Consider the following 12,953-nt stretch of genomic DNA (forward strand, 5'->3'; position numbering starts at 1 on the left):
CTCAGATTCTACCCTTATAGAAGCAGCCCATTATTAGACGAAAGCACGCATCAATTTCCAACTATCGCGCTTAACAGCACAGCTGCCGCATTTTCTGGGAACGACCTTGCATTTTATTCACATTCTTGGAGTATCGCTAAATTGTGGTGTTTTACAGTTTACTGGGTTCCAAATAGGTTTGTAGGTCATTTTTCATGTATTCGAGCACAGAGTTATGTCGCACCATATTGAAGCCCTATTAAGTGAATGGCAGGCATCGCCTGCGGATGATTGGGTACTAGCCGTAATCACCAAAGTTCAGGGCTCAGCTTATCGTAAGGCGGGAGCGATGATGTTGTTTCACCCACTAGGTAAGAGTATTGGTCTAGTCAGTGGTGGTTGCTTAGAGGCCGATTTAAAACGATACGCTCAACGCGCTATTCAGTATGATACTTCGATTAAAGTGATTTACGATGCCAGTGATGAGTCGGATACTAGCTATCAATTAGGCTGTGGTGGCATTGTAGAACTAATTTTATTTCCCCTCACGCATAGAAACCAATATCTTCAGTTGCATTGCCTATTAGAATATTTGAACTCGGGAAACTCCGCTTTCTACGAACTGGAGTTACCTATTCAAAATACCAATTCAAGAGATCTTGTTGCGAGAGTTATTGCCCCAGAAGTAATGGGCTACCAGATTGATAGCACTACCAAAGCTACGCTATCGCTAGAAAATGGAAAAACAGATGCTCTGCATCCTAGATTAATTATTCCCTGCCTACCCCGCTTTCATATTGCTGTTTTTGGTGGCGGGTTAGATGCTCAGCCAGTAGTCAAAATTGCTCAAGAACTAGGCTGGCATATTACGGTGATTGATGAACGCACAAGTTTTGCCCGTCATTACGATTTCCCTGGTGCAAGTATTCTAAAGAAACCCTATTCACAGCTGACTACATCGCTGCTGAATCAGTTTGATGCGGCGATTGTGATGCACCACAACTTGGACTTGGATGCGAAGGCGTTACAAGCCGTAAGCCTGACGAAGCTACACTATGTTGCGCTGCTCGGCCCTCCACATAGACGTGATAAAGTTCTTGATAGAGCGGGGATAAAAGTAAGTGATTTCTATGGTGTCTTTTCCGCACCGGCAGGTTTAGCATTAGGTGGTGAGCTACCTGAGTCCATTGCTTTGAGCATCCTGGCTCAATGTCACGGAGTATTGCATCAAGCTAGATTGTTACCCCTAGACAAGGTCGCAACGTGAATAAATTTATCCGGGAGACAGCTAGACAACCTTCAAAACGGATACTGGTAGCATTGCTCGCTGCCGGAGAAAGTCGTAGATTTAATGGTATAAAATTACAAGCAACAGTAGATGTGATTGACTCAAATGGGAAGATTAAGAGTCAGCCTCTGCTGTTGCAAACGCTTGATAAACTAACCAGCCTAAACACAAAAACATCAACCGAGCTAAAAGTAGAGTTATTGGTAGTTCTGGGAGCGCATCAAGAGAAGCTGGCTAATTTGTTGTCTTCCGATGTGAACCGACGATTTAACACTAACTGGCAAAGTGGTATTGCAAGCTCTATTAAAGAAGCAGTTATCGAAGCCGAGGCCCTTAAGGTAGATGGTTTGCTAATTGCCTTGGCTGATCACATAGGCGTAACTTTGGATGATTATCAACAATTAATCACTGCGTGGCAGTCATATGGGCAAACTTGCTGCGCCCAATATCAAAATAGTTTTGGCGTACCTGCAGTATTTAACTCCTCAGATTTTACTGATCTCGCATCTCTCACAGGCGATATGGGCGCAAAGCACTTATTGAAAAAGAAATCTAATCTTGATGCTTTATCAATTGTTGAGATCGAGGGTGTCGCCATAGATATAGATCGTAGAGCTGATATAGAAAAATGGCAACAAATGATTGTGGAAAATCTCAGTTAGGGCTTATTTTCAGTTTTTAGTGAGAGTATCAATTTACATAAGTACTTCCGTAAAACTAGCTCTGCGATAGTCAGATTTCCAAGTCAGAGCCAGTTAACGAAAAGAAGCGATTTCGCCACCGATACGCAATTACTAGCGGGATTATCAAGGAGCGGGTAATGTCAGATAAGAAGTTAACCTTAACCATCAACGACGAAAGTTACGCACTAGATATTGATCCAGAGATGCCACTTTTGTGGGCAATCAGAGATTTGCTTGGATTAACAGGCACTAAATATGGTTGCGGTGTTGGATTGTGTGGAGCTTGCACAATCCACTTGGACGGAACGCCGACGCGAGCATGTTTAACGACGGTTTCGCAAGCCAAAGGCAAGAAAGTAACTACCATCGAGGGGCTGCAATTTGCTGAATTGAAGCAAGCATGGAGCGACAATAACGTTCCACAATGTGGCTATTGTCAGTCTGGCCAGCTTATGACTGCTGCCGCGCTATTGACCCAAAACCCATCACCAAGTGATGAAGAGATTAACTCTGCCATGGCTGGAAATATTTGCCGTTGTGGTACCTACACACGAATTCGAGCTGCTATTCAAGACACCGCTAAAAAGAGAACTTAATAATGAGTAGCTTTACAGCCGTAAAAAATTTCAGCCGCCGGGATGTACTTAAACTATTTGGAGCAACTGGCGGGGGCTTAGCTTTAGGTGCAAGTGGGATGAGCTGGAGTCCGATGGCCATAGCACAAGGAAAGGAGCCGAGGTTAAACCTGTTTGTTGCTGTTGGCGAAGACAATAAAGTCTATCTTACCTGTCATCGTTCAGAGATGGGCCAAGGTATTAGAACCGGGATACCTCAGATACTTGCTGATGAGCTTGAGGCTGATTGGCAACATGTCGTTGTGATTCAAGGGTTAGCCGATAAGCGCTATGGAAGCCAGAATACCGATGGGTCACGCAGTATTCGTAAGCATTATGACAAAATGCGACAAATGGGGGCAATAGCTCGGACCATGCTGGAACAAGCTGCAGCAGACTCATGGCAAGTACCTGTCGGAGAAGTGGAAGCCAGGAATCATAATGTTGTACACGTAAAGTCGGGCAGAAGCTTTAGTTATGGAGAGCTAGCAGTTGCTGCTGCTAAACTACCCATACCAGAATTGAACCACGTGAAACTGAAGGAAAACAAGGACTTTAAACATATCGGCAAATCTCACAAGATTGTCGACATGGATAATATGCTATCCGGAAGAGCTAGATATGGCTACGATATTCAAATAGATGGCATGTTGTATGCCAGTATAGCCAGGCCCCCGGTTCTAGGTAGTGATGTAGAAAGTTTAGATGATACCCTGGCTCGCAAGGTTCCCGGGGTTGTGGATGTAATTCAATTACCTGTGCCCGAAGGACCACCTAAGTTTCAAGTTTTAGGTGGTGTAGCAGTTATTGCTACTAACACCTGGAGTGCCTTGCAAGGGCGTAAAGCATTAGAAATAACTTGGACTGCCAGTAAGAATGATAGCCACAGCAGCACAAGTTTCATGGAGTCGTTAATTCAGGGGGTCAAGGAGCCTGGTAAATTAGTTCGCCAACAAGGAGTTGAAAACACCGATTGGCCGGAGGACTCTACCCAGCAAGCCATATACACAGTGCCCTATTTGGCCCACGCACCGATGGAAGCTCCTGCTGCTGTAGCTTCAGTTACACCAAATGGCTGTGAAATCTGGGCATCAACACAAACACCCCAAAGTACGCAGCAAAATGTAGCAGCAAACCTCGGGCTCAATGACGAACAAGTGAAAGTTAACGTCACGCTATTAGGGGGCGGCTTTGGAAGGAAGTCAAAGCCTGACTTTAGTGTGGAAGCGGCACTATTGTCTAAAAAGCTTGGACGGCCGGTTAAAGTTAGCTGGAGCCGCGAGGACGATATCCAAAACGGCTACATGCACGCAATTAGTGCCCAATTTTATCAAGCAAAACTTGATAGCGATCAAATGCCAACGGCAATACTACAACGTACCGCCTTTCCATCTATTAGCACTACCTTTGCCGAGAACGTGGAGTACCCCTCAGCTGGAGAACTGGACCTTGGCTTTGTCGACATTCCATTTACTGTGCGAAGTCATCGTTGTGAAGCGGTTAAAGCACTGGCACATACCCGTATCGGCTGGATGCGCTCAGTGAGTAATATTCAGCACTCCTTTGGCATTGGTAGTTTCGTGGATGAACTGGCACACAATGCCAAAGTATCATGCCCAAAGATGTGGAAAGAAATGTTGGGCCAACCTAGGCATATCGACTTTTCCGGTCAACAGTTCAAATACGGAAACTACGGAGAGGATCTATCACGTCACCCAGTCGATATTGGTCGCTACCATCAGGTGATTGATATTGTTGAAAGGAATATGGCTGAATTTGCACCTAACCAGGCAAATCAAGGCTGGGGCTTTGCCGTTCATCGAAGCTTTAATAGCTATGTAGCTATAGCGATACTGGTGGAGGTAGAAAACACAAACCTTAAGGTACTGCAAGCAATTGCAGCTATTGATGCTGGACTTGTTGTTAACCCTGATAGAGTTGTATCACAAACCGAAGGCGCGGTGATTTTTGGCTTAAGCTTGGCGATGATGGGAGAGGTAGCCTTTGAAGATGGAAAGGTTAAGCAGTCCAACTTCCATGATTACCCTGTACTTCGTATGGGGCAGTGCCCTGATATTTCGGTAAGGGTAGTGAGTGCCAATTCTGCTCCAGCAGGCGTTGGTGAGCCTGGTGTGCCACCCGTAGCCCCTGCATTGACCAACGCGATATTTGCAGCAACAGGAACCAGAATTCGCAATCTGCCAGTAAATAAAAAACTTAATGTTTAAGTTATGATCACAATTGCAAAGGTAGAGCTTTATATCCCCCTACTCGTTCTTCGTGAAGGGGGATATATAAAAGAAAACAGCGTAGACAAAGCCCCACGGAACTGACTGAACCAAATGTAATTCTATTATTGACTCATCAAACTCATCTCGTTCACAACTTAAAAATTAAATCGCTCAAAAGTTTCTTAATAAGAGCATGGATTGCTACATAGCAACAGGATACAGGGTTAAAAATTTTCACTTTTCCGACTTCCTCACACAGAAATCTCATAGTTTTTGGGCCATAGCCTTTACCTTGTTGGGCAACATCAAATAAAGAGATATCTACAAAAACCTCGTTCGGCTTGCCATTTTCATTATTGGGATAGTGTTGAATACTGCTCTTACTGGAAATTAAATTACTTTTTTATTCTAACCGAATAAATTTTAGAGAAGCTTGCCGCTATATCAACTGATTCGGGAGAACATGCGGGGTGCCCCCAACCACTGTCGCTAACGCCATCAACAATATCATAGACAATATTGTCATCCTTATTGGGGCTAACTCCTGAAGGCACATAATCTAGCTGGAGGTTGTGGCGCAATTTCCATGCGATATTATGATCTGCACATGAACTATCACCGCTAACCCCTAGAGCGCCGATAAGCTTTCCATTCATATTATACAGAGCTAAACCGCCACCAAATACATTAATTCCTCCGATCTTTTTACCCACCATCGGGTCATCTTCTGTGCCAATTTGATTTGATGAACCACCATAAGCGACATTTGTATCAACTGGATTGCTATGCTGTAAGCCATATAAACTACCACCAGGCTGTACAGCCGAAAAAAGGTTGGCCGTTGATAGTGATAGGTCGGGAAGACTGAAAGCATTCGCCGTGTTTGCCTTTTGCGCTGAAATAACTCTGCTCCCAGGCCATTGATCACCTCGGTCCTTGCCTGAAAATGCAACTAATTTAACGACACCATCCCTGTCAACGATAGTTGCCCACATATTAAAGTTAAATCCACCATTTTTTTCGCTTACAATATCTTTAAGCACTTTCTGAAGCTCAGAATGCGTTGGGAATTTAACTGAAGCAGCGTCCATACCAACTTCTCCTTTTCTCGCTCAAGTAATTAGCATCCAATCATAGTAGCTTATTGCATTAAATGTGCTTCAACCACTAAAGGTCAGTAGAGCCAACCTATACTCTGCCAGCAAGTTTGAAAATTATTTTCTCGCCTACCTGATTGAAGACTGCCTCTATTGAGAGTTATGACTAGTTTACAACCAACAAGCAGGATAGATCATATTAATCTCCATCCAACTGGTTACGAACCATCTAAATCCAACTTAACTACACGAATGATTGACGACCACAAAATAAACACTATCTAAAATAAAAAAGTCTATATACACAATAAACGATTTTAAGCTAGAAGAATTACTCAAATAATAAATTATAGAAAACAATCATGTCTTTTTACAACTGACTCTTATCAATAGGCAGGGTTATAACCGGCCACCCAAAATACATTTTCTTCACCATTTATACCTATTGTATCGAACGACTCATATACCCATAGGTCTGAATCTAAATTTCTATCTAGCTCATCAGAAAGATACTGTATATTATCTTTAATTGATACGCCCTTTGGATTAGAAGACATTATTAGAGCCAGTCCTTTTGCCGGACTACACTTGCTTAATTTATCAAAGTCACTTCTAATTTTAGGTATTTCAGGACTACCTGTTGAGCTCATCCACCTCTTCATTTCCACCACCACTTCTATTTCTGATGGCACATCTTCCCGGAATACAACAAGATCAATTAAGTCATACTCGACCTGAATCCTTCTAGCGAAGCATCTAAAAAGGTACCTGGCAATGATGAACTGATAATATCTCTCATTATTTATTTTTAGAATCCCAGCTTGGTCACACGAGTAGCAAGAATTATTGGAAAGTGACTCCTGAAGATACTGATCCTCCTCCTGCAGAGCCTTACATGATAAAGAAATTATATCTTTTAATATTAAATCCACCTATCCTCCAACTCACTATTACGCACCACATTGAAGAGTTACTTTGGAAATCAAACTTTAAAATATAAAACTGTAAAGAAACATATACTCGCCACCAAGCAGCATCAATGAAGGTCATGCTTCACCAATATAGATAAAAACTGACTTTATTACTAAGATTTAGCTTCCCTAAGCTGAATGTGATTCCCCTCAGGGTCAGCTACGTTACAAACCTTGAAAATTGGATTTGACCACTCACCCTCCATAGCCCTGCCCCCAAGTGCCTCAGCCTTATTCTTTGCATCTTCAAGACATTCCACCATGACAAATAGTTTAATTGTGTTGAAATTTCGCTCAGGGAGCTCTATGGGCGGGACGTGTACAACAATATTAAATCCATCTTTACCTATACTAATTAACTTATCTGATTTATGTAGTACGTGAAAATCAAACATTTTTAGATAGAACTCGGAGAGACCCTGTATATCTCTTGCATATATTACGACTCCAAACTTTGATGTTTCACTCATATCTTACCACCCCTTGCTTTACAAGACTTCTAAATATCTCGACTTATATTGCATAAGAAACAGCCTCCAAATACAATAAGTTATTGGCAAACTAAAAAATATTAAACCTTAAATCTCAGTCACAAGCCTCAAACTATAGAGTATTTTCCATCTATATTGAGATAGATCTATAACAACAAGAAACAGTTAAAGAATAGATGCCATCTGCATCCACCCTTGCCCTAACTGTTAAAGCCCTAATTTAGATAACTCTAACTCCCTCGTATTTGGCTTTTCGTCTAAAATATGATCGATATATCCTTTAATTGAATCTGAGTAGCTTGGATCTATTTTTGCTGAATGAATCAACAAAGTGTAAGCAGCTGGATAATTATCGAGGTAACCATATGCTTTACCCAGATTAAAGAACGACCAAGCATTTCCTCCTGTCATTTGAATATATCTAGTGAAAGCATGCTTAGCTTCATCCCATTTTTCTAACCGAAGCGAGCACCACCCCATCCTCTTTTGATAATCGTAATAATATTGATAATTATCAGAAAATTGCTTGACGACATCATAGCACTCTTGATATTTCTTCTGGTAGGAGTATGCGTTTGCAAGTTCCATATATAAGCCATAATACCCAGAATCAATGTGCTCCCTGGCTAAGCTTTCAGCCAACTCATATTTTTTCTTAGCGTTTGCTCTGTTTACTTTATCGGCAATAATATACCCCTTCATCTGCCGATGAGTGCTTTCAGTTATTAAATTTTCTCTCTGTGCCAACTTCAACATTTCTTCCATAGAGAAATAACTACCCCCCCATCGGGGCTTTAATCCATGCATATACGTATGCCAAAGAGGGAAATCATTTTGAGTATGTTTTACACCTTTGAGCAACAATTCAAAAGCCTCTTCTGCATTATTCCCTTTACTATATATTGATATTCCGATTGAAGTGTCATAAGCCCTAATTAAATCAGGGTCTATTTCCAGAGCTTTTACTACCAATGTATTTGCCAGCTCCAAATTAGCGTAAAGTTTTTTAAAGCTTGACTCTGACGTTTGAGAAGCCCATTTGTTACCCCGATGATATTGGCCTCTCCTATAGTAATATCTGCCCAAGGCTGAATAGGCAAAAGCGGACTCCGGAAATTCCTCGAGCCACATCTTGAGTTTGCTCTCGATCAAATCTGACTTGTGATCACTGGTAAACCAGAGCGTCCCAAACACATCTATATAAATCGCATCACTGACTTTACCAGATATATATGCCTTGTTTTCCGTTGCTTGGATATTTTCAAGTTCTTGAAATCTTTCTTCTAAAAGCAATTGCCTGTAATATCCATGCGGCATTACTTTAAATGAATCTGCTTTGGGCGCCTTTGCACATGACAATATCAATGGCAACATAATTAACAAACAAAAATTAAGCTTCACTATATTTATCCTTACTACTTTTAAAGCGCATAATTATTATAACATCTTACCGTGTGGCAACTTCAATTTATGGCTCTTAAGCAATCTACCCTGGCCTACAAACAATTAGAGCGCAAATGGTCAGAAAAACCTAGGTTATAGGTACAATAACCAAAGATAATACCCTGACTGACCGCTCCAGTTACAGATTTTATCTTTCAAAGCTACATTTCAAACTGGCTCTAACTATCATCGATGTGACGTAAATCATGAAGGGACAATCGACAGTTACATATGGAACTTATGTTACAATCAAGGGACGTCTCTGTCGATTATTATCTAATTCACTGATAATTAGTATTACAAGAGCACCAACCCATAGACACTAGCTTTAAAAATACTCTTCAAGCACTACACAAAGTCATCCCTGTAGAATTTCTAAAATAAACACTTTTGTACAAGCTTCCTTTGTGTTAGCTACTAACATCTACAACTATAACTGCCTTAACAACAAAGCCTGAGACCATCATCTCATTCTCACACGGGGAGTTTATCGAGCACTTAAAAGTACTTGAATATAATCCTCCCCAATAGATTTTTCTCACGGTGATAAGGATATCGGATAGCAGAAGATGGCATTACCGTGGATTTAAGCGTCTATTTGTTTAACCCAAAGATTACAATGTCTTGCAAGTTGTGCTCTACCCTGTAATATCACTTAGAACAAATACCAGGATTATTGTCAGTAAAATCATTATGTATCAGTTTACGTATGAGCCTACCCCTAAAAATGTCCTACTGGACCTGATGGGCGTTAACAAGCGACACGAGCTTGGAACCAGTCAGCTCAGCTTTATATCTGATGCATTTGACATTTCTATCAATAGTCTACGAGTAACATTAAATAGATTGGTGAGTACCGAATTGGTCAGCCATGATGGGCGGGGGGTGTACCGTTTAACAGAAAAAGCGATCGCCAAACGCGCTTTTATCAACCGCTGGCAACATGATACTTTTCATTATGAAACTTGGGACGGTAGTTGGCTTACTTGTCACTTACCTAAAGGAATATCACGTACGGTTCGTAGAAAGTCATTATCTGTTCTCCAATGGTATGGTTTTTCCGTAGGCCTCGATCACCTGTGGGTACGACCCAACAATCTAAAACTCGCCCATACTGAAATAATCGCTTCATTAGATACTCTTGGACTTGAGGTAGGGGCTAGCTGTTTTGTATTACATGAGGTTCCCGATTCATTAGTCTCTCAATGGGGTCACCAGCTATGGGATATCGAAAGGCTTGATAGCGAATATGACGATCTCGTGCGGTCCCTTGAGAACAGCCTTAAGACTCTGTCAAATAAACCTATTTATACAACATTATCAGAAACATGCCGGTTGGGTGGTGAGGCCATTCATCGCCTAGCGATTGATCCTCTACTCCCAAAGATAATAAGACCGCAAGAGAAGTACCAAGAATTGAAGAATATCGTGCGTAAGTACGATCGTATTGGCCGTAACATTTGGCTGGAACAGTTGAAGAAGTTAGGTGTTGACTAATAATCACAACAAGGTACTCCTCAATGAATATCCCAATTAGCAAAGAAGAACTCAAGCCTTTTCTGCAGCGTAGTGATGCCAGAGCTTGGTGGATAGTAGCAAGCGCTTGGATTAGCATCGTTAGTATTTTTGTTATTGCAGCACTATTACCGTATTGGTACGTATATATTGCAGCAGTATTCTTGCTTGCTGGGCGTCAACAGGCCTTAGCCGCAATCATGCATGAAGCCAGTCATAAAACGCTTTTCGCAACCCGGGCCTATAATAAATTCGTTGCCAAGTGGTTATCTTCACCATTTTTATTGATGGATGGTGATACCTATATTAAGAGCCATCTAAAACATCATCGAAATGCTGGCACAGATAAAGATCCGGATCTGAAGAACTACAAAGACTATCCTGTAAGTAAAAGGAGTCTAGCGAGAAAATTCACTAGAGATTTTTTGGGAATCACTGGTTTAAAGGCAAATCTATATCTTTTTTTAAGCGGTCGAGATTTGTTGAGCAGAAATAAGAGAGTTAATTATCAGTTGACACGGGGCCTGTTTGTTAACGGTATCATGTTTGCGGCTTTGTGGGCCTCTGGCTTTCCGCAGTTGTATATCCTATGGGTAATAGCCTACTTCACAGTCTATATGGCCATCATTCGAATGCGTCAAATCGCTGAGCATGCCGGGGTTAAAGATCTCTATCATCTGGAACCAAAATATAATACACGATCGGTTCCAAGGGGAATTTTAGGATTACTCTTTGTCAGCCCCACCGATGGATTAAGCTACCATTGTGAGCATCACGCTTTTATGGGTGTGCCCACCTATAACTTAAGGGCACTCCATAAGTTTCTTAAGGCCCGCGGGTACTATGATGATGTAGAGCTGGCTGATAACTACCTTGGCGTGTTAAGGCAGGTGTTAAGATAGCAACTGAAACTGAATACTTCGCGGCAAAACAGCTTAAGATAAGAATGATACTTCCGCCGTATTTTCCATACAGGCAGCAGCAAAAGCCATGCTAACCTATCCGTGAAATGGTTTTTTGCTTTGCTGCCATCTAAATCCATACATTAGAGCTTCGCTTTATATATGATAAATGCCGATCGAGCACCCACTATTGCGCTTACCAGGAATATTCTGCACATCCAACAGCCAACCTAATTGCTGCCTCCGCCAATAAATGATTGGAGTTCAAGGTAGGCAGAGGGGAGTTGGAGTCACTAATTATTAGTGGTATTTCTGTACACCCAAGTATAACGGCATCACAACCATTAGCCTTCAAACTTTGAATTACCTCTTGAAAGTAAGTTACTGAATCTGGCGTCGAGACACCACAGACCAATTCTTCCATAATTAAGCGGTCTATATTGTGTACCTGCTCATTTGTAGGTCGCAGCCAACCAAGGTTCTGCCCTTCAATTTTCTTTGGGTAAACATCACTTTCCACCAGCCATTTGGTGCCTAAAATACCAAGCTTTTGATAACCGCGAGATTTCGCACTCTCTGCTACAACTTCAGCAATATGGAGCCAAGGTAGCGGTGATAATTCTTTTACATACTCAAACGCCTGATGAATGGTATTATCTGGACAAATTAAGAAATCAGCACCCTGCGCTTTGAGCTTTGAGCTTTGAGCTTTGAGCTTTGAGCTTTTTAGCTGAAGAAAGCATTAGGTCACCAACACTCAACAAATCGCTGTTATTCAATCGATCCACATAGTCTGCCAAAGAGTGAGTATGCATGGAGATTTCCGGGTGCGCATACTCCCCCAAAATTTTGGGGCTTTCAGTACATATTGTTCTGTAGCAAAGGGCGGTCCCTTCTGCGGAGCATCCAACTATACCTATATGTTTAGGCAAGGTTTTCATGTTACTAAACTTCTATCTATTAGAATTAATCCGCTACTTAGAATCGTGGCGGCCCCTTATGATACGCACTACTATCGATACTCACTTTAGAGTAACTAAACTTAAAACCCAAAGGCTATATCTCTACCGATATCAATATTCCCTTCACATAACTTTTCAGCAAAAGTAATTTTGAAGACACAGCTAATCAATGTAACGCCTATCTCAAACGCTAAAGTACGCACCTTTTGATGGGGCAAATTAATTACTTGAGTATAGCGCTATTGATATCACGCTATTAGAGCGAGATACAGTATGGTTTGAAAAAATCTGACAAGATAAACGGAAGGGATAATACTGGTTTTTTGGCTTTGTGGGCTAGGTGAGCGTAGATAAGACTTTCAGCAGGGAGGCCTTATCTACGCACTTGCTATCGAGTATGATTTTTAATCAGCGCAAGTTATCTCTCTCTTCCTTCATGCGCTTACCTATCGCTAAATGCGTCGCTGGATCAAAATGGTAATAACCTGAGAGATCATCTGTTTCATGAGCCTCAACATTGTAGGTGGTATCGAGACAATTCTGGACACCCACCAAAGTAGAAGCTTAAAGCGTCAAGTCAATTGACACAACACAGGCAGAATGATCAAAATACTGGAGTCAAAGATAAAAATCCATGACTTTTCCGCGCAGCACGCAAATCTCTCTCGATGCGACACCCTATTATCACTGTGTCTCCCGCTGTGTGCGTAGAGCGTTCCTTTGCGGTAGGGATGCTAATCCGAAAAAGACTATGAGCACCGACGCCGGTGGATTGAG

The 12,953-nt window shown here is 41.7% G+C and carries 11 protein-coding genes; 6 read left to right on the top strand and 5 right to left on the bottom strand.

Annotation, left to right across the window (positions count from 1 at the left end; translation table 11 throughout):
* Positions 1 to 214 precede the first annotated feature (214 nt).
* The 4 genes from ACJJIS_RS11555 to ACJJIS_RS11570 all read left to right on the top strand — a co-directional run bounded on the left by ACJJIS_RS11555 (position 215) and on the right by ACJJIS_RS11570 (position 4,792).
* Positions 215 to 1,246 carry an XdhC family protein gene (locus tag ACJJIS_RS11555; RefSeq protein ID WP_475708151.1) on the top strand — a complete coding sequence of 344 codons (1,032 nt, stop codon included), beginning with the start codon at positions 215 to 217 and terminating at the stop codon, positions 1,244 to 1,246.
* Positions 1,243 to 1,929, top strand: a complete 687-nt coding sequence (locus ACJJIS_RS11560; RefSeq protein WP_475708152.1) for a nucleotidyltransferase family protein — start codon at positions 1,243 to 1,245, stop codon at positions 1,927 to 1,929. Before ACJJIS_RS11555 ends, ACJJIS_RS11560 begins: the two co-directional genes overlap by 4 nt.
* Positions 1,930 to 2,087: 158 nt before the next feature.
* The gene (locus ACJJIS_RS11565; RefSeq protein ID WP_475708154.1) at positions 2,088 to 2,546 is read left to right on the top strand and encodes a (2Fe-2S)-binding protein; all 459 of its coding nucleotides are present in this window, start codon (positions 2,088 to 2,090) and stop codon (positions 2,544 to 2,546) included.
* 2 nt (positions 2,547 to 2,548) lie between these two features.
* Complete coding sequence (locus tag ACJJIS_RS11570; protein WP_475708155.1) at positions 2,549 to 4,792, top strand: xanthine dehydrogenase family protein molybdopterin-binding subunit; 2,244 nt, start codon at positions 2,549 to 2,551, stop codon at positions 4,790 to 4,792.
* Positions 4,793 to 5,190: 398 nt separating this feature from the next.
* Here the strand turns inward: ACJJIS_RS11570 and ACJJIS_RS11575 are convergent, their stop codons facing one another.
* The 4 genes from ACJJIS_RS11575 to ACJJIS_RS11590 form a co-directional block, all read right to left on the bottom strand.
* On the bottom strand, positions 5,191 to 5,886 hold the full coding sequence (locus ACJJIS_RS11575; protein ID WP_475708156.1) for a GlcG/HbpS family heme-binding protein: 696 nt from the start codon (positions 5,884 to 5,886) through the stop codon (positions 5,191 to 5,193).
* A 392-nt stretch (positions 5,887 to 6,278) separates the two neighbouring features.
* Complete coding sequence (locus tag ACJJIS_RS11580; RefSeq protein ID WP_475708157.1) at positions 6,279 to 6,824, bottom strand: hypothetical protein; 546 nt, start codon at positions 6,822 to 6,824, stop codon at positions 6,279 to 6,281.
* Between the two features lie 152 nt (positions 6,825 to 6,976).
* Entirely contained in the window at positions 6,977 to 7,333 is a 357-nt protein-coding gene (locus ACJJIS_RS11585; protein ID WP_413665542.1) for a VOC family protein, read from the bottom strand.
* Positions 7,334 to 7,561: 228 nt separating this feature from the next.
* Entirely contained in the window at positions 7,562 to 8,755 is a 1,194-nt protein-coding gene (locus tag ACJJIS_RS11590; RefSeq protein ID WP_475708158.1) for a tetratricopeptide repeat protein, read from the bottom strand.
* Between the two features lie 735 nt (positions 8,756 to 9,490).
* Between ACJJIS_RS11590 and ACJJIS_RS11595 the strand changes: the two genes are divergently transcribed.
* Together ACJJIS_RS11595 and ACJJIS_RS11600 are read left to right on the top strand one after the other, a co-directional pair.
* A complete protein-coding gene (locus ACJJIS_RS11595) occupies positions 9,491 to 10,294 on the top strand; it encodes a hypothetical protein (protein ID WP_475708159.1) in 804 nt (267 codons plus the stop codon).
* 23 nt (positions 10,295 to 10,317) lie between these two features.
* Positions 10,318 to 11,214 (top strand): fatty acid desaturase family protein, encoded by an 897-nt coding sequence (locus ACJJIS_RS11600; protein WP_475708160.1) that lies wholly within the window; start codon positions 10,318 to 10,320, stop codon positions 11,212 to 11,214.
* Between the two features lie 196 nt (positions 11,215 to 11,410).
* Here ACJJIS_RS11600 and ACJJIS_RS11605 read toward each other — a convergent pair whose 3' ends face one another.
* On the bottom strand, positions 11,411 to 11,881 hold the full coding sequence (locus ACJJIS_RS11605) for an aspartate/glutamate racemase family protein (RefSeq protein ID WP_475710352.1): 471 nt from the start codon (positions 11,879 to 11,881) through the stop codon (positions 11,411 to 11,413).
* Positions 11,882 to 12,953 lie beyond the last annotated feature (1,072 nt).

The sequence above is a fragment of the Microbulbifer maximicatervae (SeqCode) genome, assembly GCF_056231245.1.

What these genes read in the sequence shown, in the direction of transcription:
- ACJJIS_RS11555 (WP_475708151.1), top strand. Translation starts at nt 215, where the DNA reads ATGTCGCACCATATTGAAGCCCTATTAAGTGAATGGCAGGCATCGCCT.
- ACJJIS_RS11565 (WP_475708154.1), top strand. Translation starts at nt 2,088, where the DNA reads ATGTCAGATAAGAAGTTAACCTTAACCATCAACGACGAAAGTTACGCA.
- ACJJIS_RS11570 (WP_475708155.1), top strand. Translation starts at nt 2,549, where the DNA reads ATGAGTAGCTTTACAGCCGTAAAAAATTTCAGCCGCCGGGATGTACTT.
- ACJJIS_RS11575 (WP_475708156.1), bottom strand. Translation starts at nt 5,886, where the DNA reads ATGGACGCTGCTTCAGTTAAATTCCCAACGCATTCTGAGCTTCAGAAA.
- ACJJIS_RS11585 (WP_413665542.1), bottom strand. Translation starts at nt 7,333, where the DNA reads ATGAGTGAAACATCAAAGTTTGGAGTCGTAATATATGCAAGAGATATA.
- ACJJIS_RS11595 (WP_475708159.1), top strand. Translation starts at nt 9,491, where the DNA reads ATGTATCAGTTTACGTATGAGCCTACCCCTAAAAATGTCCTACTGGAC.
- ACJJIS_RS11600 (WP_475708160.1), top strand. Translation starts at nt 10,318, where the DNA reads ATGAATATCCCAATTAGCAAAGAAGAACTCAAGCCTTTTCTGCAGCGT.